The organism is Mesorhizobium sp. BHbdii (genome assembly GCF_053848045.1).
Map to the genome: position 1 here is coordinate 1,057,433 of NZ_JBSPKX010000001.1, position 22,924 is coordinate 1,080,356.

Below are 22,924 nucleotides of genomic sequence, written 5' to 3' on the forward strand. Positions count from 1 at the left end.
CTTGCCGCTGGGCCATCGAGAGAAGTTGTTAGTCCTCATCGTCATCCTCGAGCAGACGCGTGGCGCGCCAGCGGGTCAGGACGATGTTGGTCTGTTCCATGACGAAGAAGCGCGCGGAGTCGCGGTCATAGCCTTCGGCCAGCAGTTTTTCGTAGTCGGTGTGCACATGACGGATATGAGCTGTCGTCGCCAGCCACACGGCGATCGTCGGCGGCAAGCTCTTCATATGCACCGCGCCGGCGTCGGCGCGGATCTTTTCCATGTCAGCATAGGGCGCCAGCGGTAATAGCGCCGTCAGCGCCTTGGCGATGGCGCGGCGACGGCCGGTCGGCGCGCTCATCTCCCGTCCTGTCCGGGCTCGTCCCGCCCGGCAATGGTGGCGTCCGCAAAGGCATCGGTCGACGCGAAATAAGGCTTGATGTCGATGACCGGCGTGCCGTCGAGCCCGTCGATCGCATCGATATCGATACGGCCCGTGTCGATGTCGAGGGCGACGAGCTTGGCGATATGCAACCCGACAGGGTTCGGCCGGGCAGGGGAGCGCAGCGAAAAAACGCCTTTTGGTTCAGCCGCATGGCGGGGCTTCTGGACAATCAGGGTCCGCGGTGCATGGTGCAGCCAGGACAGGATGATGATGTGGCTGGCGCGCTTCAGGCCGAGCAGGCCGTTACGATAGGGCTGGTCGATCGTGAGAACCGCCGGCTGTCCCGTTTCCCGCGCGGATTTCATGTTCTTGGGGCAAGTTTCCCGCGCGGTCCAGGGCGAGGCGATGCGACCGATGAAGACCACATGGCCGTCCGGCGGCATATCTGCCGGATCGTTTTCCAGAAGCTTTTCGCCGCTGCGCGTCTCGAACATGGTTTCCGCCCCGATCATGCTTCTAGCTTTGCGCGATCCACCGCGCATGCGTCATATTCTTGTCCGGAAGCGACATAGCGCTTGCAAGCCTATCCAAATCGACATAAACATATGTTTATATCTTTTCAAAGAGAATGCTCGCATGCATGTCGCACTTGACACCATGGTAGATACATTGAAGGCGGCGGCCGAATCTAGCCGGTTGCGCATCCTGGCGTTGCTGTCGCGCGGCGACCTGACCGTTTCCGATCTCACCGAAATCCTCGGCCAGTCGCAGCCGCGCGTCTCGCGCCACCTGAAGCTTTTGCTGGAGGCGGGACTGATCGGCCGCTACCAGGAGGGCTCATGGGCCTTCTTCCGGCTGTCGGATTCGGATGCGGCGCGGGATTTCGTGCTCAGGCTGGTCTCCGGCATCCGGGCTGCCGATCCGCAGGTCGAGCGTGACCTCGAGCGGTTGGCGGCGGTCAAGCGCAAGCGGCAGGATCGCGCCGCCGAATATTTCTCCGTAAACGCCGCAAGCTGGGACCATATCCGCTCGCTGCATGTGCCGGACCGCGCCGTGGAGGCGGCGCTGCTCAAGCTCGTGGGCAAGCGGCCGTTCCAGTCGATGCTCGATCTCGGCACCGGAACCGGGCGGCTGCTCGAGATCTTTTCGCCGCTCTACCGGCGCGGCATCGGCATCGACATGTCGCGCGAGATGCTGACGGTGGCGCGCGCCAATCTCGACAAGGCCGGCATTTCGAATGCACAGGTGCGCCAGGGCGACATTTTTGCGCCGCCGGTCGAGCGCGATGCCTTCGATCTCGTTACAATCCACCAGGTGCTGCACTATCTCGACGATCCCGCCCGCGCCATCCGCGAGGCAGCAAGGCTGCTGCGCCCGGCAGGCCGGCTGGTGATCGTCGATTTCGCTCCGCACGCGCTGGAATTCCTGCGCGACGCGCACGCGCATGTGCGGCTCGGCTTTTCCGACCGGCAGATCACCGAGTGGTTTTCCGATGCCGGGCTAGACCTCGAGGACAGCCAGGAATTCGAGCCGCGGGGCGGCAACGAGGCCAGGCTCACCGTAAAACTGTGGCTCGGCCGTGACCAGCGCATTCTGATCGCCGATCCTTCCAACCACGCACAACCGGCCAATGCATATCCGATAGGGGAAACCGCCTGATGAACCAGTTCCGCTTTTCCCGCCGCCCTGACATCGGTGACAAGATCCGGGTTTCGTTCGAGTTCTTCCCACCGAAGAGCGATGAAATGGAAGCACGGCTGTGGGACACAGTTACCCGGCTGCAGCCGCTCAAGCCGAAATTCGTCTCCGTCACCTATGGCGCCGGCGGCTCGACCCGCGAGCGCACGGCACGCACGGTCAAGCGCATCCTCAACGAAACGGCGCTGACGCCGGCGGCGCACATGACGTGCGTCGATGCGGCGCGTCACGAGGTCGATGAGGTCATTCAGGAATTCGCCGAGATGGGGGTCACCCGCTTCGTCGCCTTGCGCGGCGACCCGGCGGAGGGCGTCGGCGCCGCCTACCGTCCGCATCCGGACGGCTATGCCAATGGCGCCGAACTGGTGGGAGCGCTGAAGAGTGTCGGCGATTTCGACATCTCGGTCTCCGCCTATCCGGAAAAGCATCCAGAGAGCCCGGATTTCGCCACCGACATCGACATGCTGAAGCGCAAGGTCGACAATGGCGCGACGCGGGCGATCACCCAGTTCTTCTTCGACAATGACCTCTACGAGCGCTATGTCGAGCGGGCACGGCGGGCCGGCATCTACATCCCGATCGTGCCGGGCATATTGCCTGTCCACAATTTCACCCAGGTCGCCAATTTCTCGTCGCGCTGCGGCGCGCTGGTGCCGGCATGGCTGGCCGAGCGATTCGACGGGCTGCAGAAGGACCCGCAGACGCATGCGCTGGTGGCATCCGCCGTGGCGGCCGAGCAGGTGCTGGACCTTGTCGAGCGCGGCGTCGGCGATTTCCATTTCTACACCATGAACCGGGCCGATCTGGTCTTCGCCGTCTGCCACATGATCGGCATCCGCTCGCATGAGGCTGAAGCTGCGGGGTCTGCTGCGGCGTAAGTCTCGGTCGAGTCTCTGGAAATGCAAAAAGGCCGGGTAAAAACCCGGCCTTTTCAATGACTTGGACAATTCGGTGCGGATCTTCCGTTGCTTTGGCGGGTCTACGGAAGAAAGCCCATAATGAGGGCTCCGATGAATGCAAACGCAGCACAAATCATCAATGCGTTGATTGGCCTCGTGAGTCCCATGTCATAGCCTCCTCTAAAAGAGCTATGGCCAGAGTCTAGGGTCATTTGTGCCACAGGCAAGCGGAAAATATATTGCAATGCGACGACATTGTGGAATTGACGACCGGCTCTTTGCCGTTAGGCATTGAAATTCTTCGGCAAAATCCCGCTTCGGACCTGTGCATAAAATGTGACGAAGCTGGGGCAGCGATGGGTTATGGCAGCGCTACCGCCGCCGAAAATCGGAATGGATTTTCGGCTCGATGCGAGGATTCAACGAGTTAGAGCGTGGTTTGCGCGTCCAATTGGATGCGAAGCTCTAGCGCCAGCGGCCGAACAGGCGGCCGTCGATGGTGACGAGGCCGAGCGCGATCAGTGCCATGCCGCCGAGCTCGAACAATTCGAGCCGTTCGCCCAGGAACAGAAAGCCGAGCAGGGTGGCACTGGCCGGCACGATCAGCGTGACCAGCGAGGCGTTGGTGGCGCCGGCCGAGGCGACGAGGTTGAAATAAAGGATGTAGGCGAAGGCGGTGGACAGCAGGGCCAGCGCCAACACCGCTGCCCACACCGGCGGCGAGGCCGAAAACAGGTTGGCAGTGCCGTGGCTAAGCAGCACGATCGGGATCATGATGATGGTCGAGGCGGTCAATTGTCCCGTGGCGATGACCGATGAAGGCACGCCCTTGAAGCGGCGGGCAATCATCAGGGCGACCGCATACGACAGCGACGCACCGACCAGCGCGAATTTCGCCCAGACCGGTCCGCCCAGCCCGGCAAGCAGGCCGGGACCGATCATCACCGCCGTGCCGACGATGCCGAGCGCGATCCCGGCAAGCTTGTTCCAGGAGAGTTTTTCGTCTGAGGTCAGCGCGTTGGCGAGGATTAACGTCCAGAACGGCGTCGTCGAATTGAGCACCGAGGCGACACCGGCGCCAAGTTCGGTCTGGCCGGCGAAGATCAGCGAGAAGGGAATGACGTTGTTGACGAGCGCCAGCAGGAAGAACAGACCCGCATGCGGCAAGGCGAGGCGGAACGACGGACCGCGCTGGCCGAGATAGAGATGCAGCGCCAGCGCCGCGATGGCGACGCGAAACAGCACCAGCACCAGCGGGGGAATCTCGGCAACCGCAATGCGGGCAAAGAAGAACGAGCCACCCCAGATCGCACCTAACAGCAGAAGTTGTGCCCAGTCTTTCAGGGCCATAGGTCCGCGCATTGCCATGGATCGTCCTCCCAGATGGCTCTGAATCAAGCCAATCAGGCGTCTGTTCAGGTCATATCCTGTTCGACGGCAAGGGCCACCCGAAACCAGATCGGTGGGCTAGCATTCCCATCATCTGGCGTAGCGCCGCGGGCCGCGAGACACAGAATTGTTTTCATTCCCGCATAGGTTGGATTAATTGTGCGCAGTCTAGGTCAAGGGATTCGTCCATGCAGCGATTCGAAAATGCGCGCGAAGCGGCGCTGGCGCTTCGCCCGGACGATCCGATTTATTGCTTTCGCCCGCAGGTACTGAAGGCGGACGCCGCGCAGTTCATGGGCATGTTTCCCGGCAAGACCGCCTATGCGGTCAAGACCAACGGCGAGCAGATCGTGCTGAAGGCGCTGGTTGATGCCGGCGTCGGCGCTTTCGACGTGGCCTCGCCCGGCGAATTCGCCGCCGTGCGCGCGGTCTCGCCCGACGCCGAGATGCTCTACATGCATCCGGTCAAGGCACAGTCGGATATCAAGCTGGCGCTGGAGAAATATGGCATCCGGGTCATCTCGCTCGACCATGAGGACGAGATCACCAAGCTGACCCGCGTGGTGCGGGCGCTCGATATCGATCCGGGTGCGATCACTGTGTTCGTGCGCATCCAGACGAAAGGATCGGCCGCCTACGAACTGTCGAAGAAATTCGGCGCCGGACCGGCCAATGCGGTCGAGCTGGCCGAACGGCTGAACCGGACGGGCTACAAGGTCGGGCTGTGCTTCCATGTCGGCAGCCAGATCGAAGATCCCGACACTTATGAGCGGGCGCTGGCCTCGGCCGACTGGGTGCGCAACCGCGTCAGCTTCGACATTGCCGGGCTCGATGTCGGCGGCGGTTTTCCTGCCGAATATGGCCATGATCCCAACCGCAAGCTGATCGAGATGCCGTCGCTCGGCCAGATCATGTCGCGGCTGTCGGGCGACCTGAACGAATATCAGTTCGACCAGATGCCGCTGGTGGCGGAGCCGGGCCGGGTGATCGTGGCGCGCTGCCTGTCGCTGATCGTGCGCGTGCTGCTGCGCAAGGGCAAGCGGCTCTACATCAATGACGGCATCTGGGCGTCGCTGTCGGATTCATGGACCGGCAAGATCACGCTGCCGGCGCGCTTCATCCCAGACCCGGCGATCCGTTCGCGCAATGGCGAGGAGAAGACCATTGTGCCGTTCAAGGTCTGCGGCGCGACCTGCGATTCCGTCGACATCCTGTCGCGGCCGTTCTGGCTGCCGGAAACGGTCGATACCGGTGACTGGATCGAGATCGGCCATATCGGCGCTTATTCGCTGTCGCTGAGGACACGCTTCAATGGCTTCTATCCGGACACCTTCGTCGAAGTGACGACACCGTTCGACGAAGGGGACGCGCCGCAGGGGTTTGCCAGCCTGGAGACGATGGCGGATTAGGCCATGTAGGTCAGGCCACTCCGCCGCCGGCCTGAATGTTCTCGCCGGTCAGCCAGCGGGCTTGGTCGGAGGCGAGGAAAACCGCGACATCGGCAACGTCGCGCGGCGCTCCGATCCTGCCGAAAGGCGACATGCCGGCGGCGATCGCGCGATCTCGCTCGGGCAGCAGGTCGGTGTCGGTAAAGCCTGGCGAAAGCGCATTCACGGTGACGCGGCGCGGCCCGAGTTCGCGCGAGAGGACGCGGACGAACTGCTCGACGGCTCCTTTGCTGCCGAGATAAAGGGCCGTCTGCGTGAAGAACATCTTGGTTCCACCGGTGGAGACGGCGATGATGCGACCACCGTCGCGCACGCGGCGCGCCGCTTCCTGAAGCGTGAAGAAGGTGCCTCTGGCGTTGGGGCCGAAGACGTGGTCGAAGTCGGCTTCGGTGGCCTCGACCAGCGGCTTTATGACGGCGACGCCGACATTGGCGACAACGATGTCAATTGCCCCATCTGCTTTTCGGTCTCATCGAACAGCCGGCGGATGTCGGAAACGCTGGAGATATCGGCCTGAATGGCAAGAGCTTTTCCGCCACCCTCGCGGACGGCGGCAACGGCTTCCTCGGCGGCTTTCTCGTTATCGACATAGTTGACGACGACGGTCGCCCCGTTTGCCGCTAGCCCCTCGGCGATGGCGCGTCCAATGCCGCGCGAACTGCCCGTCACGAGCGCGGTTTTGCCGTCAAGCGAATGATACATAGCTGCTGTTACTTTCTCATCTGGCTACGACTGCTGCAAATCGAGCGACGTCCCACGTGAAAGTAGGGGCATGCTATTGATCAGATAATAGCCTATTATTGAATAAGCTTACTAAGTCTGGGATACATAATGCGAGGAACGGAGTTTTCCGAGCTCAAGGCGTTCGCAGCGATCGTCGGGGAGGGCAGCTTTGTCCGCGCCGCGGCCAGGCTCAGGATCTCGCCGCCGGCGCTCAGCCAGACGATACGCGGGCTCGAAGAGCGTGTCGGTGTCCGGCTGCTCAACCGCACGACCCGCAGCGTGTCGCCGACCGCAGCAGGCGAAACGCTGTTTGCCCGCCTCGCTCCGGCATTCAGCGAACTCGAAGGCGCTGTGGCCGACGCTCATGCATCACGCGATCGGGCGGCAGGCTCGCTGCGCATCAACGTTCCACGCATCGCTGCCATGCGTTTCATTGCTCCCATCCTCGGCGATTTTCAGCGCGCCTATCCCGATATCGCGCTGACCGTCATCATCGACGATATGCTGACCGACATTGTCGAGGGGCGGTTCGATGCCGGAATCCGGCTCGGCGAGCGGCTGGAGAAGGATATGGTGGCGGTGAAGCTGAGCGAGGATTTGCAAATGGCCGCGGTGGCCGCTCCAGCCTATCTCGAGAACCGGACCATACCTCGTCATCCGCAAGAGCTGCATCAATTTCCAGTGGCCCGGTGGCGGCAACATCTAGGGAGTTCGCGCGAGGCCAACGCGCTTTGGAAGTAGCCGTCAACGGCGGTTTGACGGTCAACGATACGGAACTGATGATCAGGGCGGCCCTGGATGGGGTCGGCGTGGCTTACATGCTGGATTACCAAGTTCGGCCGTGGATGGAAGCCGGCAAGCTCATCCGTTTTCTCGAAGCCTGGTGACCCCGATTTCCGGGCTTTTACCTGTATCATACGAGCTCTCGGCAGGTTCCACCGGCCCTGCGCGCCTTCATCGATTTCCTGCTTGCCAGGCGATGACCCGCTTTAAAGCTTCGCCAGAAGCTCCGGTGTCGGCCAGCCGTCGACCGGCAAGCCTAGCCGCTTCTGCTCCTTGCGGATCGCCTCGCGGGTATTGGTGCCCAGGATGCCGTCGACCGTTCCCACGTCATAGCCTTTGGCCTCGAGCTTTGTCTGCAATGCCCTCATCTGATCGCCGTCGAGGCCGGGTTCGGGATTGCGCGGATCGAATTGCGGCGCACCCGCCAGCCGCGCGGCGAGATTTGCCGCGGTCAGCGCATAGGTGAAGGACTGGTTCCACTCGAGGTAGACGTCGAAATTGTCGTAGACGAGGAAAGCCGGCCCCTTGCGGCCCATGGGCAGCGCGAGGCCTGCCTTCAGGCCGTTGTCGACAAGCGGCGTGCCGTTGGGGTTGGTGACACCCCACTGAGCCCACTGCGGCAGCGGCAGCTTGTTGGTGCGGCCGGTCTGGTCCCATGGCATGTCCTCGGGCACGCGGACTTCCTCGATCCAGGGCTGGTCGCGTTTCCAGCCGCGCGACATGATCTTGTTGGCCGTGGTCATGATCACATCCGGCGCGCTGCTGCGCAGGTCGACCAGACCGTCGCCGTCGCCATCGACGCCGCGGCCGAGATAGTCGGACGGCAGCATCTGTGTCTGGCCGATTTCCCCCGCCCAGGCGCCGGTGACATCGGCCGGCACGACGCCGCGATCGATGAGGGTCAGCAGCGGCGTGATCTGCGGGCGAAAGAGTTGCGGGCGGCGGCAGTCATGCGAGAGCGTGACCAGTGCGTTCAGCGTGTGGAAATCGCCCTGCACGGCGCCGAAATCGGTTTCGAGCGCCCAGAAGGCGGCGATGATCGGCGGCTGGACGCCGAATTCCTGGTCGGCGCGGGCAAAGACGTCAGCGTATTTTTTCAGATTGGCGGCGCCCTGCTTCAGCCGGTAAGCCGAAATCATCCGGTTCGAGAACTCGATGAAGGTCTGGGTAAAGACGCCCTGGGCGCGGTCGCGCGCCAGCACCTTTTTGTCGGCGGTGGCGTTTTCCAGCGCCTCAAGGCCGGCAGTGCCGACCCCGGCGTTCCTGGCCTCCGCCGCTACACCCTGCTTCCATGCCTCGAAATCGCCGCCGCATTGCTCTGCCACCGCCGGCGCCGCGGTAGCGGCCAGAAGCAGCGCCGCGAGAATTTCCAAGCGCAATCGCATCGCCATCCCCCAAGAAGATCACCAGCGGTTGCAAGCATCCTTCATTTGGCTGTGTCGAAAAGCAGGCGGCAGGCCCGCTGTCAACGGGTGTTCTGCCGCAGCCACTTGTTCCAGGCGGCTTCCGTGCCGTTGAACACGTTGATATCGGCCTTGCCGGGGATGCCCGGCACAATACCGGTTCCGGTGTACTGCCAGAAGGTGAACGGGTGACTGCCGTATCTCTTGCGCGGGTGGCCGGCCACCGAACGCAGCCAGTAGGGATAGCCACGGAAGGCCGATAGGCCGTTGTCGTCGAAGAAATCGATCGAGGTGTAGATGATCGGCTTCTTGCCATAGTGTTTTTCGACGATTTCGAGGAATGTACTCATCTCGCTGCGCACCGTGGCCGCATCGGGCCGCAGCTTGCAGGTCGGCGATTGCGGGTTCCATTCCATGTCGAGAACCGGCGGCATCGCCGAACGGTCTTTGGGCACGTTCTTGATGAACCACCGCGCTTGCGTGGCGGCCGGCGTGCAAAAATAGTAGAAGTGATAGGCCGCGCGGGGGATTCCTGAGGCTTTCGTGCGGCTCCAATGCTCGTTGAAATACCCGTCGAAGCGATCGCCGCCTTCCGTCGCCTTGATGAAAACGAAGGAAATGCCGCTGGCCCTGGCCGCCGGCCAATCGACCGAGGTCTGGTATTTCGAGACGTCGGTGCCGTGAACGGCATAGCTCCACGGCGCCCCGCTTTCCCACTTATGGGGGTCGGAGTCGTCAAAACGGGGCGCGCGCACCGTAACGGTCGGGGCGCTCGGCAGGGGCGGCGCAAGATCGTCGACGGTCGAGCAGGCGCCCAGCAGCGTCAGCATGATGAAAGCCGCGAAACGGCGCATCGCTACTCCTGAACCGGTTTCAGCCGGCCGCTGATGGGTTGTTGCTGCAGGTGGGCCCCTCGACCGTACCCCCAAGCGATCGCCCCACAGGACCGCTCCCATGTTAAAGCGCGCGCTTTGACGCGCTTTAACCTTTGTTTTTTTGCATGTCGTTATCCCAAAACCGCTGCGCACTTTTGGGCGACACGCATCAGTGATCGCCGATCATGGTTGATATTCCGTTGACGGCGCTCGACAGGAACCGCGTTTTTGCCGAAGCAATGGCGGCAAATCGATGGCATAAATGAGCGTCCGGGGCGAGTCGGAAAAATGCAGATTGTTCTGAGGCTGGTGAAATGGCTGCTCGGGCTGGCCGTGCTGGCGGTCGCAGCACTCGCCGCCTGGCTTTACATCGCGCCGCCGGAACTGATCCGCGTCGGCTCGGGTTATACGGCCAAGATCGTCTGCTCGAATGTCTTTATCGCCGGACGCGATGCCGAGCAGGTGCTCGCCGTCGACGTGCAGGCGCCGGGCCATCCGCTGCTGCGGCTGATGAGGGTCTCCGTCGACAAGGAGCAGGGCACCGTCTCGGCCGGGCTGTTCGGCGTGTTCGGCAAAAGCGTCGCGGTCGTTCGTGACGGGCTCGGCTGTGCTTCGGTTCCGGATGGCGACATCGCCACGGCCAAAGCAGTCGCCGGGCCGGCGCTGACACCGGCGCTGCCGCTCGATGCACTCTGGCCGGAGGGCGACAGGGTCGATGCCTCGCAGAACCCCGAAATCGCGAAAATCCTCGACGACCCTGCAATGACCGGCGCCGGTATGCGGGCGGTGGTAGTAGTCAAGAACGGCCGCATCATCGCCGAGCGTTATGGCGACGGCTTTGCCGAAAAGACGCCGCTGCTTGGCTGGTCGATGACCAAGACGGTAAATGCCGCGATCGTCGGCACGGTGATGAAGGACGGTAAGATGGTGATGACGAACCAGGGCCTGTTCGGACCCTGGAAAGCGGACGGCCGCGCCGCCATCAGTCTCGCCGACATGATGGCGATGTCGAGCGGGCTGGAGTTCAACGAGGATTATGGCGACGTCACCGACGTGACGCGGATGCTCTACCTCGAGCCTGATATGGCGGGCTTTGCCGGATCCAAGTCGCTGACCGGCGAGGTAGGCAAAATGTTTTCCTATTCGAGCGGCACGGCAGTGATGCTGTCGCGGCTCTGGCAGGATGCGATCGGCGACAAGAACAAGGCGCTGGCGTGGCCGAGGGTTGCGCTGTTCGACCCGCTGGGCATGCAGAGCGCGGTGCTGGAGGCCGACGAGTACGGCACTTTCGTCGGCTCGTCCTATCTCTACGCCACCGCGCGCGACTGGGCGCGCTTCGGCCAGTTCCTGCTGCAGGATGGTGTATGGAACGGCCAGCAGATCCTGCCTGGCGGCTTCGTCGCCTGGATGCGGGAAGCCGCACCGGCCTCGAAAGTCTACGGCAGGGGCCAGTTGTGGATCGAGGGGCCGGGCGACGAGCGGAGCCCAGGCGCCGGCATCGCTGCGGGCCTGCCAAGGGATACCTACTGGATGGAAGGCCATGACGGACAGACGGTCGCCATCATTCCCTCGGAGCAGATGGTGGTGGTGCGGCTCGGCCTGACGCCGGCCAAGTTCGGCTATCGGCCGCAGATCATGGTGGCAGCGCTGGTAAAGGCGCTGCATTAGCTATTTGCGCGGTCCGATCACTGCGAGCCAGGCATAGCCGCGGTACAGTGTTCTGAATCGAAAGCTTGCACCTATCTGCTCGGATTCCGATGCCATAACCGCGCGCAGGGCCTCACGAGGCTCGACATGGAATTTTCTCAGCCAGCCGCGCAGCAATGTGCCAAACCAGCGGGGCAGGGCCTCCTGTTGGCCGAAATCGACGACGTGCAGCGAGCCGCCAGGTGATAGGGTTGCAAGTGCCGCGCAAACGGTCTTCTGCCAACCCGGAATCATCGACAGCGAATACGAGACAAAAATGCGGTCGAAACTTTCTACGGCAAAGAGGGACTTCGCATCGAAATCGGTGGCGTCACCGCGCGCCAGCTTGACGCGGCCGGAGAGGCCTTCGCGGGCAATGGCAGCAGTGGCGGTTTCCAGCATTTCGGCCGAAATATCGAGACCGAAGAAGCGGGCGTCGGGATAGCGGCGGGCGGCGAGGACGATGTTGCGGCCGGTGCCGCAGCCGAGTTCGAGCACGGTGCCGCCTGCGGGCACATCAAGCCCTGCGATCAGCCGGTCGCGGCCGAGCAGGTAATATTTGCGGGTCAGGTCGTAGATGTGGCGCTGCCAGCGGTAGACGCCGTCCATCAGCTCGGCGTGCCTAGCCGGCGGTTCGGCGTGCCTGGCCGGCAGTTCGGTCGTGCTCATGCGGCCTGCTTCACATAGAGATGGAAGCCGCCATAGATGGCCGACCGGTCGCGGGCCGAGAATTCGCGCGACGCCTCGTCCGCATAGTTCCACTGGTCGAGCAGCGAATTCGAGACCCGGCCGGGCAACAGGATGGGTTCGGCCGCGGTGCGGAAGATGACGCGGGCATCGGTCGACGCGGTCCGGGTGATCTCGGCCCACAGCGCATTGAGCTGGTCGTCGGTCATCCAATCCTGTGCGTCGAGCAGGACGAAGCGGTCGACCGAACCGGCATCCTTGCCGGCGAGGAATTCGATCAGATTGGCATGGTGAATGGCGACGCGGTCGACATTGTTGCGGATCGTCTTGTAGTTGCGCTTTTCGAGATAGGCGGGCAGCGCCGCCTCGCCGGGGTTGGGATAGCGGCGGGCAAAAGCCTGCCAGGCGAAATAGTTGTTCTGTAGCGGAAAATCGCAGGCGAGCTTTTCGAGCCGGGCCTTCAGGACGCTGGCCATGGTGCCGTCGCCCGAGGTGATCAGCGAATCGTACTGGGCCGGCGGAATGCCGAGGCCGAACAGCGAGGCTTTTCGGGAGGTCGCCCATTTCAGCAACGGCTTTTCGAAGACCGGCGCCAGTTCCTCGTCGAAGAAGCGGCGCTGGTCGGCGAGGCTTTTGGCTTGCATGATGCCGGCCGGATCGACACCGAAGAATTTGGCGGTGCGGTGACCCATGGCGATAAACAGCCCGAGCAGCCCGGTCTGGTAGAAATTACGGTCGAAGACGGCGATGCGGCGACGGCCGAGCGAGTTGCGATGTTCCCAGTAATGGCGGCTGACCGGGTCGAGATGCGGCGCGATGAAGCGGTCGTAGGCTTGCGAATTGTGACGGGTCTCGGCAGCGCCGAAGAAACGGAACAAGTCACCCTGGGACGGCAGATGGCGCACCGCTTCGAGCTTCATCCGGTTCAGCGCGATGTGGGCGGCGTTGAGATCGACGGCGTCGATCCTTTCGGGCGACCGGGTGAGATAGGCGAGGATGTTGCAGCCGCCCGAGGCGATAGTGACGACGCGATGGCCCTGGCCAAGCTGCATCGCGTCGATGTCGACATCGGGGTCTTCCCAGATCTGCGGATAGACGAGGCCGGAAAACAGCAACGCGAAGAGCCGTTCGGAGAGGCCGGCCTTCGACAGCGGGCGGTTCTGGTAGACGGCTTTGCCAACTTCCTTGCCGCGGCGAAAAACCAGTTCTCCGGAAAGATCCGTCATGACAAGGCGATTCCCGTTTGCTCTGACGCAAGCGGGTAGCGCAGGTGGATGACAGGCGGGTGACAGCTTGTTGAGATGAGCTCAGGCCTCGCCAAATCCGCCTGGCGTCGGTGTCGTAAGAATGACGGCTTCACCGGCCTCCAGCACCGTCTGGTCGCACGCCTTCAGGATTTCGACGCTGCCATTCTTGCGGCGGACCGTGGTCGAGCCGGCCTCGCCATCGCCGCCGCCATCCAGGCCTTGCGGCGGGCGACCGCGGTGCGAGGACAGGATGGCGCATTCCATCTTTTCGAGGAAACGGATGGTGCGCTGGGTGCCGTCGCCGGCACTCCATTTGCCTTTGCCGCCGGAGCCTTCGCGGATGTGGAAATCCTCAAGCAGGACGGGAAAGCGCAATTCCAGCACTTCCGGATCGGTCAGGCGCGAATTGGTCATGTGGGTGTGGACGCCGGAGGTGCCGGCAAAGCCGCGGCCGGAGTTCATCCTGCCTGCCGGCGAGCCGGAGCAGATCGTCTCGTAATACTGGTACTGCTTGTTGCCGAAGGTGAGGTTGTTCATCGTGCCTTGCGCGTTGGCCATCGCGCCCATGGCGCCGAACAGCGCATTCGTGACATGCTGGGAGGTCTCGACATTGCCGGCGACGACCGCCGCCGGATAGGCGGGTTTCAGCATCGAGCCATCGGGGATGATGACGTTGATGGGTCTCAGACACCCGGCATTCATCGGGATCATGTCCTCGACCATGACGCGGAAGGCATAGAGCACGGCTGCGCGGGCGACCGGCTCGGGGGCGTTAAAATTGTTCTTCATGACCGGCGAGGTACCGGTGAAGTCGACAGTCGCCTCACGCTTTTTCCGGTCGACCGAGATCTTCACCTTGATGACTTGGCCGGTGTCGGTCGGATACTCGTATACGGAACTGTCGGGCAGTCGCTCCAGTACACGGCGCACGCTTTCGGCCGCATTGTCCTGGACGTGACCCATGTAGGCCTCAACGACGTCGAGGCCGAAATGGGTGACCATCTTGCGCAGTTCGGCGACGCCCTTTTCGTTAGCGGCAATCTGCGCCTTGAGGTCTGCGATGTTCTGATGCGGATTGCGTGCCGGGTAGGGGTGGTCGGTGAGCAGCGTCTCCAGTTCCTTCTCGCGGAACCGGCCGCGATCGACGATGCGGAAATTGTCGAACAGCACGCCTTCCTCGTCGACCGTGGTGGCGAGCGGCGTCATCGAGCCAGGCGCGGTGCCACCGATGTCGGCATGATGACCGCGTGAAGCGACGTAGAAGAGGATTTTTGGCGATTGGCCGATCTCCCCCCCTGTGGGGGAGATGCCCGGCAGGGCAGAGGGGGGCAACATCGAGCGCTCAGCTTCGCGATACGCCGCCTCGCCAATTGGAGGCGTTGGCGGGGCAGCGCCCCCCTCTGTCGGCTTCGCCGACATCTCCCCCACAAGGGGGGAGATTGGTCGCTCTTCCTCAAACACCGGCGTCACCACGGTGATATCAGGCAGATGCGTGCCGCCATTATAAGGCGCATTCAATGCAAAGACGTCGCCGGGGTGAATGTCGCCCGAGTTGAGCCGGATGATGGTTTCCACCGAACGGTCCATGGAGCCGAGATGCACCGGCATGTGCGGCGCGTTGGCGACCAGCGCGCCATTGCGGTCGAAGACGGCGCAGGAGAAATCCAGCCTTTCCTTGATGTTGACGGAGTAGGCGGTGTTCTGCAGCGTCACGCCCATCTGCTCGGCGATCGACATGAACAGGTTGTTGAAGACCTCCAGCATGACCGGATCGGCTTCGGTGCCGAGCGCTGCCTGCCGGCGCTTTTTCTCGACGCGGCGCAAAAGCACATGGTTCTTGGCGGTGATTTCGGCTTGCCAGCCCGGTTCGACGACGATGGTCTGGTTCGGTTCGATGACCAGGGCAGGACCGGCAACGCTGTGCCCCGGCTTGAGCGCCTCGCGGCGAAAGATGCCGGCGTGACGCCAGATGCCGTCGGCGAAGATTTGCCGTTTCTCCGAAGGGCTTGGGCTTATGTCCTCAAGAACTGAATCGCTTTCCTCGCAGCCGGCGTCGCCGGTGTCGGTGCCTTCGACGCCGACCGATTCGACGATCATCGGCTTTTTGTCATAGACGAAGCCGAACTGCGCCTTGTGGGCCGTTTCGAAATCGCTCTTGGCTCGTGAAGTCGAGCGGTGCTCGAAATTCACCGGCAGTGCGGTGTCGGTGCCGTCATAGCGGACCTGCAGCACCGGTTTCGAGGCGACGGTGTCCTCGGCGATGCCTTGTGCGGCGAGCTCGTCGATGACGGCTTTGCGCAATGTCGCGATAAGCTCGTCGATCGCCGGCTTGGAGTCTTCCGCCAGTGGTTTCAGCAGCGCCTGCTGGCGCGACGAAAAAGTCGAGGACAACCCAATGCCATAAGCCGACAGCAGGCCCGAGAACGGATGGATCAGCACCGCTTCCATGCCGAGTGCGTCGGCAACGAGGCAGGCGTGCTGGCCGCCGGCGCCACCAAAACAGTTCAGGAGATATTCGGTGACGTCGTAGCCGCGCTGCACGGAAATCTTCTTGATCGCGTTGGCCATGTTTTCGACGGCGATGGTGACGAACCCTTCGGCCACCGCCTCCGGCGTGTGGCCGTCGCCGATTTCGGCGGCGAGTGCTGCGAATTTTTCGCGCACGGTTTGCACGTCGAGCGACTCGTTCTGGCCGGGTCCAAAAATGGCCGGGAAGAAGTCGGGCTGCAGCTTGCCCAGCATGACATTGGCGTCGGTGACGGCCAGCGGGCCGCCGCGCCGGTACGCGGCCGGGCCGGGATTGGCGCCGGCCGAATCTGGCCCGGCGCGGAAGCGGCCGGCCTCGTAATGCAGGATCGAGCCGCCGCCGGCGGCGACGGTATGGATGCGCATCATTGGCGCGCGGATGCGCACGCCGGCAACCTCGGTGTCGAAGGCGCGCTCATAGTCGCCGTCATAATGGGCGACGTCGGTGGATGTGCCGCCCATGTCGAAGCCGATGACCTTGTCGAAACCAGCGAGTTTCGCCGTCTCGACCATGCCGATGACGCCGCCGGCCGGACCGGACAGCAACGCGTCCTTGCCCTGGAACATATCGGCGGCGGTGAGACCGCCCGACGACATCATGAACATGAGGCGGGGGGATTCCCTCCCCCTCGAGGGGAGGGTGGCGGCGAAGCCGCCGGGTGGGGTCGTTGCGGCAGTGCTCGACGTTCCTTGAGGCCTCGCGCTGCCTTGGGCGACCCCCTCTGGCCGCTTCGCGGCCATCTCCCCCTCGAGGGGGGAGAAAACACCCAGCTCTTCCGCCACCCTCTGCACATAGCGCGACAGGATCGGCGACAGATAGGCATCGACCACGGTGGTGTCGCCGCGGCCGACCAGCTTGATGAGTGGCGAGACCTCGTGGCTGACCGAGACTTGGCGAAACCCCAGTTTTCTGCAGACTTTTGCAACCGCCTTTTCGTGGTCGGGATATTTCCAGGCATGCATGAAGACGATCGCCACGGCGTCGATACCGTCGGCCTTGGCCTGTTCGATGGCTGGGCGCACGGCGGCGATGTCGAGCAGCCGATCGACGCAGCCGTCGGCGCGCACGCGCTCGTCGACCTCGATGACGCGCTCGTAGAGTTGTTCGGGAAGAATGATCTCCTTGGCGAAGATGTCGGGCCGCGCCTGATAGGCGATCCTCAGCGCGTCGCGAAATCCCCTGGTGATGAGCAGCAGCACGCGGTCGCCCTTGCGCTCCAGAAGCGCGTTGGTGGCAACGGTAGTGCCCATCTTGATGTCGCCGATCAGGCCGGAAGGGATCGGCGCGCCGGATTTTAATTCGAGCAGATCGCGAATGCCCTGGATGGCGGCGTCGGTATAGGCTTCAGGATTCTCGGAAAGCAGCTTGCGCGGGTGCAGCCCGCCTTCCGGATCACGGCCGATGACATCGGTGAAGGTGCCGCCGCGGTCGATCCAGAAATCCCATTTGGCGGTCACGGCAGCTCTCCCAGGCATTTTATTGATTCAATATGTTAATTCGCCATGGCTTGGTGTTAGTTCGCCAGGGCTCCGCCGGCAACGGCAAAAGCAGATGATGTTACATGCGGAAACGCAACGTTATGAAACTCACAAGCGCCTGATGCATTCTGTCCTTGGTCGTCACCCGGTAGCGGGGGCGTGATTAGAGGAGAGATGTCATGAAGAAACTCATTCTTGCGTCGGTTTCGGCGCTTGCCCTGCTTGGCGTTGCGGCTTGCAGCGACAGCGGCACGGGCGGGGACGCCACAACCACGCAGAGCACCAATCCGCCGGCGAACGAACAGCCGATGCAGCCGGCTCCTGACGCGACGAAGCCGGCCGAGCCGGCTCCGGCTGCGCCGGCGCAGTAGTTCTCAGGTGTTGAACAGAAGGCCGGCATCATGCCGGCCTTCTGACTTCAGGACACGCTCCTTGCGGCCGCCGCCGCAAGCCCAGTTTCGCCCGTTACTTTTTCGCCCAGCAGAAGGGGCCGAATGGCAAGGCGACGAAAGCTGGCAGTTTCGCGCGCTGTGGCCGCCGCTGCCGCGTGCTGATGATCGACGGTTGCGCCAGCTGGTCAGGCGGCCGCGAAATCGGCTGCCCTGCGGCATTGTCTTCGCTTGATAGCGGTGGCCAGTTAGCCCTAATAGGTGCCCATGTCGATTTGGGATCGCCTTGGCGACTTCATCACGCGCGTTTCGTCCTCAACCTCGTCCGGCGTCGCCGACGTGGTCGAGGCTGTGCGCACGGTTTTCTCCGGCGATCCGGATCTGCGCCGGCGCGTCGCCTTCTCGGTAGCGATGATCGCGCTGTCGGCCAAGATGGCCAAGGCCGACGGCATCGTCACGCAGGACGAGGTGCGCGCCTTCCAGCAGATATTCGAAGTGCCGAAGGAACAGACGCGCAATGTGGCGCGGCTCTACGATCTGGCCAAGCGCGACATTGCCGGATTCGAGACCTATGCCGCGCGCATGGCGCAGCTTTGCGGCTCCGGTCATTCGAACTGCAAGATGCTGGAGGACATTCTCGACGGGCTGTTCCACATCGCCAAGGCCGACGGGCTGGTCCACGAGCGCGAAGGCCAGTTCCTGCATCGTATTGCCGAGATCTTCCGGATCGAGGAGGCGCATTACCAGAGCATTCTGGCCCGGCACGTCGACCTGGGTGCGGCCGATCCCTATGTCGTGCTTGGCATCGAGCGGGGAAAAACGTTCGAGGAGGTCAGGAGGCGTTATCGCAAGCTGGTTTCGGACAACCATCCCGACCGGCTGATCGCACGCGGGCTGCCGCAGGAATTCATCAAGATCGCAACGAGCAGGATAGCGGCGATCAACGCGGCCTATGAGATGATCGAACGAGGCCTGCGGCACGCATGAGCGGCTTCCCGCCCGACGAGCCGAGCGCCGAGGTAAGGGTATCGCCGAATTTCGGTCCACGACGCGAGAAGCCCGACATGATCGTGCTGCACTACACCGGGATGGAGACTGGCGCCGGCGCCGAAGCATGGCTGTGCGATCCGGCCAGCGAGGTTTCGTCGCATTATCTCGTCCATGAGGACGGCCGCATCGTCCAGATGGTCAGGGAAAGCGACCGTGCCTGGCATGCCGGCAAGAGTTCCTGGTTCGGACGCAGCGACATCAACTCCTGTTCGCTCGGCATCGAGATCGTCAATCCGGGGCATTCGCTGGGCTATTGGAATTTTCCGAAACCGCAGATCGATGCCGTCATCGGCCTGTGCAAGGGAATTGTTCAGCGCCATACGATTCCAGCCCAACGGGTGCTCGCCCATTCCGACGTGGCGCCGGGACGCAAGATCGACCCCGGCGAGAAATTCCCTTGGAAAGCGCTGTTCGAGGCCGGTGTCGGCCATCTCGTCGAAGCGGCGCCCCTCAGGCGCGGCGCGGTGCTGAAGGCCGGCGATGCGAATGCCGAGGTCGAGGCGTTGCAATCGATGCTGGCGCTCTACGGTTATGGCGTAGAGATATCAGGCAATTTTGACCGGCATACCGAAATCGTGGTCGAGGCTTTTCAACGGCATTTCCGCCAACGCAAAGTGGATGGCGTGGCCGACGGATCGACAATCCGCACGCTGGAAAGGCTGCTTGCTTCCGTGAGGGCAGTTCCGCCCAAGTAGTCTTTTCCTAGCTGTTCAGTTACAGCCTGTCACTCAAAGTGACTTGCCTCGCCTTTTTTGCCGCCAATTCGGCCGTCAAAGGCGATCCGTGCAAATTGTCGGACCTACAGCCCGAGATGTTCCGATGTTGATTTAGCGTAGCTGCGTGAAGTTCTTCGCGCGGTTCAAACAGAACAGGATCCCATGCAGAAATTGACCGTTTTAACGGCAGCTGTTGCTGCCGGCGTAATGACTTTTGCCATCGGTGCCGCCAATGGCGCGCCGCTCAGCCAGCGGGCCGACCAGGGTTTCGTTACCGTGTCCGATAAAACCGCCACGCCGAAAGCCGGCCAAGATGCAAAGGAAAAAAGGACAGCCTCCGCAAAAGCGGTAAAAGCTGCTGCGGTAAAGGTGAAAAAGCCAGCATCCGCAAAGGCGGAAAAAGCTGGGGTAAAGGTAAACAAGCCAGCCTCCGCAAAAAATGCAGTCTCCAATCGTAACGTGAAGCGCAACAGGACCCGCATCGACCAGGCGACGACGGCGTCGATCGGCGTGAAAAGCCGGGCGGCGGCGCCGAACGCGGCGGCCGCTGGCGGCAGTGGCCAGTATTCGGCGATCATCGAGCGTTATGCCGCCAGCAATGGTGTGCCGGTCTCGCTCGCCAAGGCCGTCATCATGATCGAAAGCAGCTTCCGGCCGAACCAGGTCGGCAGCGCCGGTGAGATCGGCCTGATGCAGATCAAGCCGTCGACGGCGCGGATGATGGGTTACAGCGGCTCGATCAGGGGCCTCTACGATCCCGAGACCAACATCAAATACGGCATGAAATACCTCGCCATGGCGCAGAACCTCGGCGGCGGCACGACCTGCGGCACGATCCTCAAATACAATGCCGGCCATGGCGCCAAGCGGATGAACCCGATTTCCGCGGCCTATTGCGGCAAGGTCAAGGTGCAGTTGGCCGCGCTTGGAGCGCCGGCGTAATAAGCCCGAACCTGCTTTTTTCTTGCGTTTTCGGTCTTGAACCCCTTTATACGCCTTGCCAGCTGGCCGGGCGGCCGCACCCGCGAAGCCGAAAGGCTGCGGGTGAGGAAAGTCCGGGCTCCATGGAGACACGGTGCCGGTTAATGACCGGCGGGGGCGACCCTAGGGAAAGTGCCACAGAAAGCAAACCGCCACGGTTTACCGTGGTAAGGGTGAAAGGGTGGGGTAAGAGCCCACCGCGCGACTGGCAACAGGAGCGGCACGGTAAACCCCACCGGGAGCAAGACCGAATAGGGACGGTGCGAGGGGAAACCCTCGAGGGCTGTTTCCGGCTCACCGTCCGGGTAGGTTGCGTGAGGTGCATGGCAACATGCGCCCAAGATGAATGGCCGCCACGTTCTCGCGCCGCAAGGGGCGAGGGCCATACAGAACCCGGCTTACAGGCCAGCTGGCAATTTCTTCCAGATTCTACAAGGAAACCCCCTGATATCAGCAGGTTGCGTCATCGGGCGCCTGCTGGTTCAGGCGCTTTACTACTGAACCGGCTTTGCTGGGCAGTGGGCGTAACAAGCGTTTCTTGAAGTCGGTGCGATTAATCGTACCATATAGGCGCGGGCAATATCAGGAGCGCATCATGGGTCAGGTCGACAAACGCAGCATCACGCTTTCGCCGGAACTGGCGGCGGCGGTCGACGTTGTGGTCGCCGCCGGCGAATATGCTCGGCTAGCGAGGTGATCCGCGACGCGCTCATGCAATGAAAGGACCGCCGCGACCTGCACGGCTATAGGGTCGAGGAGTTGCGCAAGCTGGTGCAGGCGGGAATTGACAGCGGACCGGGTCGGTTTGCGTCGATCGACGAAATCAAGGCCGAAGCAGACGATTGAAATCCGATAACGCGGCATGAATTTTCTGCCCATCATCCGAACTGCAATGCAGAAGAGGATTTGATCGCGACCTGGCTCCATGTCGCGCGACGACGAGGCTGTAGCGGACCGGCTGCTCGACCGGAAGCCCGCTGACAGCAACTGGCGACTTATCCCTTCAGGCGCACCGCGCGAAGACATTCGCCCGGCATCCGCCATCTGGTCGTCGGCGAGTATCTCACCTTGTATCGTGTCAGCGAGGATGCAGTCGAGATCCTGCGCGTGCTGCATGGCCGGCGCAAAATCGAAGCCGACGATCTGGCTTCGTGATCGGTTCGTTCAGCCGCTGATACCGTCCAGCGACGCTTCGATCGCCTGCCAAAGCTCTTCCACCGGTTCGCAGCCGACCGACAGGCGAACGAAGCCGGGCGGAACAGCGTCTCCTCTTTTTGCTCGCCGTTCCGCCGACGTATGCACGCCTCCGAACGACGTCGCCGCCTGCATCAATAAGCAGTTGTTGATGAAATCCTCGGCCTTGTCCTCCGATGCCAGCACAAACGAGATGAGAAAGCCGAAGCGCTCCATCTGGGCGCGGGCGAGATTGTGCGAAGGGTCGCCTACCAGACCCGGAAAGCGCAAGCCGCTGATCGCGCGATGGCTCTCCAGCCGCCGCGCTATCACCTCGGCGGAAGAACACATGCGGTCGAAACGCACGTCGAGCGTTTCCAAGCCGCGATGCACAAGCCACGCCTCGAACGGCCCGGGAATGGCGCCCGACGTCTCGCGCCAGCCGGACACGGCGGCGATGATGTCGGCATTGCGGCTGGCGACATGGCCGAACAGCACGTCGGAATGGCCATTGGGTGCCTTGGTGTCGGCGGCAATGACGATGTCGGCGCCGAGATCGAGCGGGCGCTGGCCGAAGGGCGTCATTGTCGTGTTGTCGACCACCAGAATCGCCCCCGCTTTGTGCGCCGCTTCGGCGACAGCCGTAATGTCGCAGATATCCAGTCCCGGATTGGCGGGAGTTTCGACGAAGGCCAGTCGATATCCATCGAAGCCGCCGTCGAGGAAGGTCGATGTCGGCCGGACATCGTGGGCGACGCCGAAAGATTTTAGGAAATCCACCGCCAGGGCCCGCGTGGTGTGATAGCCGTCCGACGGCAGCAGGATACGGTCGCCAGATTTGAGCAATCCAAAAAACACCGCCGAGATTGCAGCCATTCCAGAGGGGAAGGCGACGCATGGCGCCCCTTCCAGATGCGCCAGCATGTGTTCGACCGCGTCCCAGGTCGGATTGCTGAAGCGGCCATATTGATCGAACCCGGTGGCGTCGCCGGGTGCATGATAAATGGCGGCCATAGTTAGCGGCAGGGGAATTGGGTCGCCCATGGTGAGCCTGCCGCGACGCAGATGGGGAAGTGCCGCGGCGCGCGATCTGGCTGTTTCGGACATGGATTTCAACCTTGTTTCTGACCGAGAAAAGAATCTGTTTCTGACCGGGAAAAGACGGGCTGACGCTATGCGCGGTGGCGATCCGCGGCAAGCCGCCTCCGGTAGGCCAGGCGCTCTAAACGCTTCGTTAGGCTTAATGGAGCATAAAGACGGGAGTGCCGTCAGAGCTGCTCTCATCGGTTGTGGCGCGCGCGTTTGTAAAGCCTATTCCCGTTGACGCCCATAGCGCCCCATGATATCCCATTTCGATATTCAAGCCTTCGTTCCGCGTCAGGGTGAAGCGTACGCCAATCGGGCAGCC

General features: G+C 62.5%; 20 protein-coding genes, 1 other RNA gene and 1 pseudogene. 12 read left to right on the forward strand and 10 right to left on the reverse strand.

Annotated features, from left to right (window positions below):
• Positions 1-28: 28 nt before the first annotated feature.
• Positions 29-340, reverse strand: a complete 312-nt coding sequence (locus ACWTU8_RS05155) for a DUF2293 domain-containing protein (protein ID WP_065010335.1) — start codon at positions 338-340, stop codon at positions 29-31.
• Positions 337-858 (reverse strand): tRNA (N6-threonylcarbamoyladenosine(37)-N6)-methyltransferase TrmO, encoded by a 522-nt coding sequence (gene tsaA, locus ACWTU8_RS05160; protein WP_455848387.1) that lies wholly within the window; start codon positions 856-858, stop codon positions 337-339. The genes ACWTU8_RS05155 and tsaA overlap by 4 nt, the downstream gene beginning before the upstream one ends.
• A gap of 142 nt (positions 859-1,000) precedes the next feature.
• Here tsaA and ACWTU8_RS05165 point away from each other — a divergent pair, with 142 nt between their 5' ends.
• Both ACWTU8_RS05165 and metF read left to right on the forward strand, forming a co-directional pair.
• On the forward strand, positions 1,001-2,023 hold the full coding sequence (locus ACWTU8_RS05165) for an ArsR/SmtB family transcription factor (RefSeq protein ID WP_455847290.1): 1,023 nt from the start codon (positions 1,001-1,003) through the stop codon (positions 2,021-2,023).
• Entirely contained in the window at positions 2,023-2,940 is a 918-nt protein-coding gene (gene metF / locus ACWTU8_RS05170; RefSeq protein ID WP_128341892.1) for a methylenetetrahydrofolate reductase [NAD(P)H], read from the forward strand. The genes ACWTU8_RS05165 and metF overlap by 1 nt, the downstream gene beginning before the upstream one ends.
• Positions 2,941-3,426: 486 nt before the next feature.
• On the opposite strand, the gene ACWTU8_RS05175 is transcribed toward metF, so the two are convergent.
• On the reverse strand, positions 3,427-4,329 hold the full coding sequence (locus tag ACWTU8_RS05175; RefSeq protein WP_455847291.1) for a DMT family transporter: 903 nt from the start codon (positions 4,327-4,329) through the stop codon (positions 3,427-3,429).
• A gap of 209 nt (positions 4,330-4,538) precedes the next feature.
• Here ACWTU8_RS05175 and ACWTU8_RS05180 point away from each other — a divergent pair, with 209 nt between their 5' ends.
• The gene (locus ACWTU8_RS05180) at positions 4,539-5,759 is read left to right on the forward strand and encodes an alanine racemase (RefSeq protein WP_455847292.1); all 1,221 of its coding nucleotides are present in this window, start codon (positions 4,539-4,541) and stop codon (positions 5,757-5,759) included.
• Positions 5,760-5,769: 10 nt separating this feature from the next.
• Here ACWTU8_RS05180 and ACWTU8_RS05185 read toward each other — a convergent pair.
• A pseudogene (locus ACWTU8_RS05185) lies at positions 5,770-6,500 on the reverse strand (SDR family oxidoreductase).
• A 129-nt stretch (positions 6,501-6,629) separates the two neighbouring features.
• Here ACWTU8_RS05185 and ACWTU8_RS05190 point away from each other — a divergent pair.
• Both ACWTU8_RS05190 and ACWTU8_RS05195 read left to right on the forward strand, forming a co-directional pair.
• On the forward strand, positions 6,630-7,262 hold the full coding sequence (locus ACWTU8_RS05190; protein ID WP_455847293.1) for a LysR family transcriptional regulator: 633 nt from the start codon (positions 6,630-6,632) through the stop codon (positions 7,260-7,262).
• Positions 7,253-7,408, forward strand: a complete 156-nt coding sequence (locus ACWTU8_RS05195; protein WP_455847294.1) for a hypothetical protein — start codon at positions 7,253-7,255, stop codon at positions 7,406-7,408. The genes ACWTU8_RS05190 and ACWTU8_RS05195 overlap by 10 nt, the downstream gene beginning before the upstream one ends.
• 102 nt (positions 7,409-7,510) lie before the next feature.
• On the opposite strand, the gene ACWTU8_RS05200 is transcribed toward ACWTU8_RS05195, so the two are convergent.
• The gene (locus ACWTU8_RS05200; protein WP_455847295.1) at positions 7,511-8,689 is read right to left on the reverse strand and encodes a lytic murein transglycosylase; all 1,179 of its coding nucleotides are present in this window, start codon (positions 8,687-8,689) and stop codon (positions 7,511-7,513) included.
• A gap of 80 nt (positions 8,690-8,769) precedes the next feature.
• Positions 8,770-9,561: a glycoside hydrolase family 25 protein gene (locus tag ACWTU8_RS05205; RefSeq protein WP_455847296.1), complete on the reverse strand. Its 792-nt coding sequence runs from the start codon at positions 9,559-9,561 to the stop codon at positions 8,770-8,772.
• A 309-nt stretch (positions 9,562-9,870) separates the two neighbouring features.
• Between ACWTU8_RS05205 and ACWTU8_RS05210 the strand changes: the two genes are divergently transcribed.
• Positions 9,871-11,250 (forward strand): serine hydrolase domain-containing protein, encoded by a 1,380-nt coding sequence (locus ACWTU8_RS05210; protein WP_455847297.1) that lies wholly within the window; start codon positions 9,871-9,873, stop codon positions 11,248-11,250.
• On the opposite strand, the gene ACWTU8_RS05215 is transcribed toward ACWTU8_RS05210, so the two are convergent.
• From ACWTU8_RS05215 to ACWTU8_RS05225, 3 genes are all read right to left on the reverse strand, one after another.
• Positions 11,251-11,937, reverse strand: coding sequence for a class I SAM-dependent methyltransferase (locus ACWTU8_RS05215; protein WP_455847298.1), 687 nt, complete (start codon positions 11,935-11,937; stop codon positions 11,251-11,253). It abuts the gene before it with no gap.
• Positions 11,934-13,181: a DUF3419 family protein gene (locus tag ACWTU8_RS05220; RefSeq protein ID WP_455847299.1), complete on the reverse strand. Its 1,248-nt coding sequence runs from the start codon at positions 13,179-13,181 to the stop codon at positions 11,934-11,936. The genes ACWTU8_RS05215 and ACWTU8_RS05220 overlap by 4 nt, the downstream gene beginning before the upstream one ends.
• An 81-nt stretch (positions 13,182-13,262) precedes the next feature.
• Complete coding sequence (locus ACWTU8_RS05225) at positions 13,263-17,186, reverse strand: hydantoinase B/oxoprolinase family protein (RefSeq protein WP_455847300.1); 3,924 nt, start codon at positions 17,184-17,186, stop codon at positions 13,263-13,265.
• Positions 17,187-17,386: 200 nt separating this feature from the next.
• On the opposite strand from ACWTU8_RS05225, the gene ACWTU8_RS05230 reads away from it, so the two are divergent.
• From ACWTU8_RS05230 to ACWTU8_RS05255, 6 genes are all read left to right on the forward strand, one after another.
• Positions 17,387-17,578 (forward strand): hypothetical protein, encoded by a 192-nt coding sequence (locus ACWTU8_RS05230; protein WP_029351485.1) that lies wholly within the window; start codon positions 17,387-17,389, stop codon positions 17,576-17,578.
• Positions 17,579-17,863: 285 nt separating this feature from the next.
• On the forward strand, positions 17,864-18,583 hold the full coding sequence (locus ACWTU8_RS05235; RefSeq protein ID WP_455847301.1) for a TerB family tellurite resistance protein: 720 nt from the start codon (positions 17,864-17,866) through the stop codon (positions 18,581-18,583).
• On the forward strand, positions 18,580-19,341 hold the full coding sequence (locus ACWTU8_RS05240; protein ID WP_455847302.1) for an N-acetylmuramoyl-L-alanine amidase: 762 nt from the start codon (positions 18,580-18,582) through the stop codon (positions 19,339-19,341). The genes ACWTU8_RS05235 and ACWTU8_RS05240 overlap by 4 nt, the downstream gene beginning before the upstream one ends.
• Before the next feature lie 183 nt (positions 19,342-19,524).
• The gene (locus ACWTU8_RS05245; RefSeq protein ID WP_455847303.1) at positions 19,525-20,304 is read left to right on the forward strand and encodes a lytic transglycosylase domain-containing protein; all 780 of its coding nucleotides are present in this window, start codon (positions 19,525-19,527) and stop codon (positions 20,302-20,304) included.
• 58 nt (positions 20,305-20,362) lie between these two features.
• Positions 20,363-20,760, forward strand: an RNA gene (gene rnpB / locus ACWTU8_RS05250) — RNase P RNA component class A.
• Positions 20,761-21,387: 627 nt separating this feature from the next.
• Positions 21,388-21,498, forward strand: coding sequence for a hypothetical protein (locus ACWTU8_RS05255; protein WP_455848388.1), 111 nt, complete (start codon positions 21,388-21,390; stop codon positions 21,496-21,498).
• Positions 21,499-21,507: 9 nt separating this feature from the next.
• Here the strand turns inward: ACWTU8_RS05255 and ACWTU8_RS05260 are convergent, their stop codons facing one another.
• Complete coding sequence (locus ACWTU8_RS05260; protein ID WP_455847304.1) at positions 21,508-22,623, reverse strand: cystathionine gamma-lyase; 1,116 nt, start codon at positions 22,621-22,623, stop codon at positions 21,508-21,510.
• Positions 22,624-22,924 lie beyond the last annotated feature (301 nt).

What these genes read in the sequence shown, in the direction of transcription:
- ACWTU8_RS05230 (WP_029351485.1), top strand. Translation starts at nt 17,387, where the DNA reads ATGAAGAAACTCATTCTTGCGTCGGTTTCGGCGCTTGCCCTGCTTGGC.
- ACWTU8_RS05240 (WP_455847302.1), top strand. Translation starts at nt 18,580, where the DNA reads ATGAGCGGCTTCCCGCCCGACGAGCCGAGCGCCGAGGTAAGGGTATCG.
- metF (WP_128341892.1), top strand. Translation starts at nt 2,023, where the DNA reads ATGAACCAGTTCCGCTTTTCCCGCCGCCCTGACATCGGTGACAAGATC.
- ACWTU8_RS05210 (WP_455847297.1), top strand. Translation starts at nt 9,871, where the DNA reads ATGCAGATTGTTCTGAGGCTGGTGAAATGGCTGCTCGGGCTGGCCGTG.
- ACWTU8_RS05215 (WP_455847298.1), bottom strand. Translation starts at nt 11,937, where the DNA reads ATGAGCACGACCGAACTGCCGGCCAGGCACGCCGAACCGCCGGCTAGG.
- tsaA (WP_455848387.1), bottom strand. Translation starts at nt 858, where the DNA reads ATGTTCGAGACGCGCAGCGGCGAAAAGCTTCTGGAAAACGATCCGGCA.
- ACWTU8_RS05180 (WP_455847292.1), top strand. Translation starts at nt 4,539, where the DNA reads ATGCAGCGATTCGAAAATGCGCGCGAAGCGGCGCTGGCGCTTCGCCCG.
- ACWTU8_RS05245 (WP_455847303.1), top strand. Translation starts at nt 19,525, where the DNA reads ATGCAGAAATTGACCGTTTTAACGGCAGCTGTTGCTGCCGGCGTAATG.
- ACWTU8_RS05165 (WP_455847290.1), top strand. Translation starts at nt 1,001, where the DNA reads ATGCATGTCGCACTTGACACCATGGTAGATACATTGAAGGCGGCGGCC.
- ACWTU8_RS05205 (WP_455847296.1), bottom strand. Translation starts at nt 9,561, where the DNA reads ATGCGCCGTTTCGCGGCTTTCATCATGCTGACGCTGCTGGGCGCCTGC.
- ACWTU8_RS05235 (WP_455847301.1), top strand. Translation starts at nt 17,864, where the DNA reads ATGTCGATTTGGGATCGCCTTGGCGACTTCATCACGCGCGTTTCGTCC.
- ACWTU8_RS05260 (WP_455847304.1), bottom strand. Translation starts at nt 22,623, where the DNA reads ATGTCCGAAACAGCCAGATCGCGCGCCGCGGCACTTCCCCATCTGCGT.
- ACWTU8_RS05220 (WP_455847299.1), bottom strand. Translation starts at nt 13,181, where the DNA reads ATGACGGATCTTTCCGGAGAACTGGTTTTTCGCCGCGGCAAGGAAGTT.
- ACWTU8_RS05190 (WP_455847293.1), top strand. Translation starts at nt 6,630, where the DNA reads ATGCGAGGAACGGAGTTTTCCGAGCTCAAGGCGTTCGCAGCGATCGTC.
- ACWTU8_RS05155 (WP_065010335.1), bottom strand. Translation starts at nt 340, where the DNA reads ATGAGCGCGCCGACCGGCCGTCGCCGCGCCATCGCCAAGGCGCTGACG.
- ACWTU8_RS05200 (WP_455847295.1), bottom strand. Translation starts at nt 8,689, where the DNA reads ATGCGATTGCGCTTGGAAATTCTCGCGGCGCTGCTTCTGGCCGCTACC.
- ACWTU8_RS05175 (WP_455847291.1), bottom strand. Translation starts at nt 4,329, where the DNA reads ATGGCAATGCGCGGACCTATGGCCCTGAAAGACTGGGCACAACTTCTG.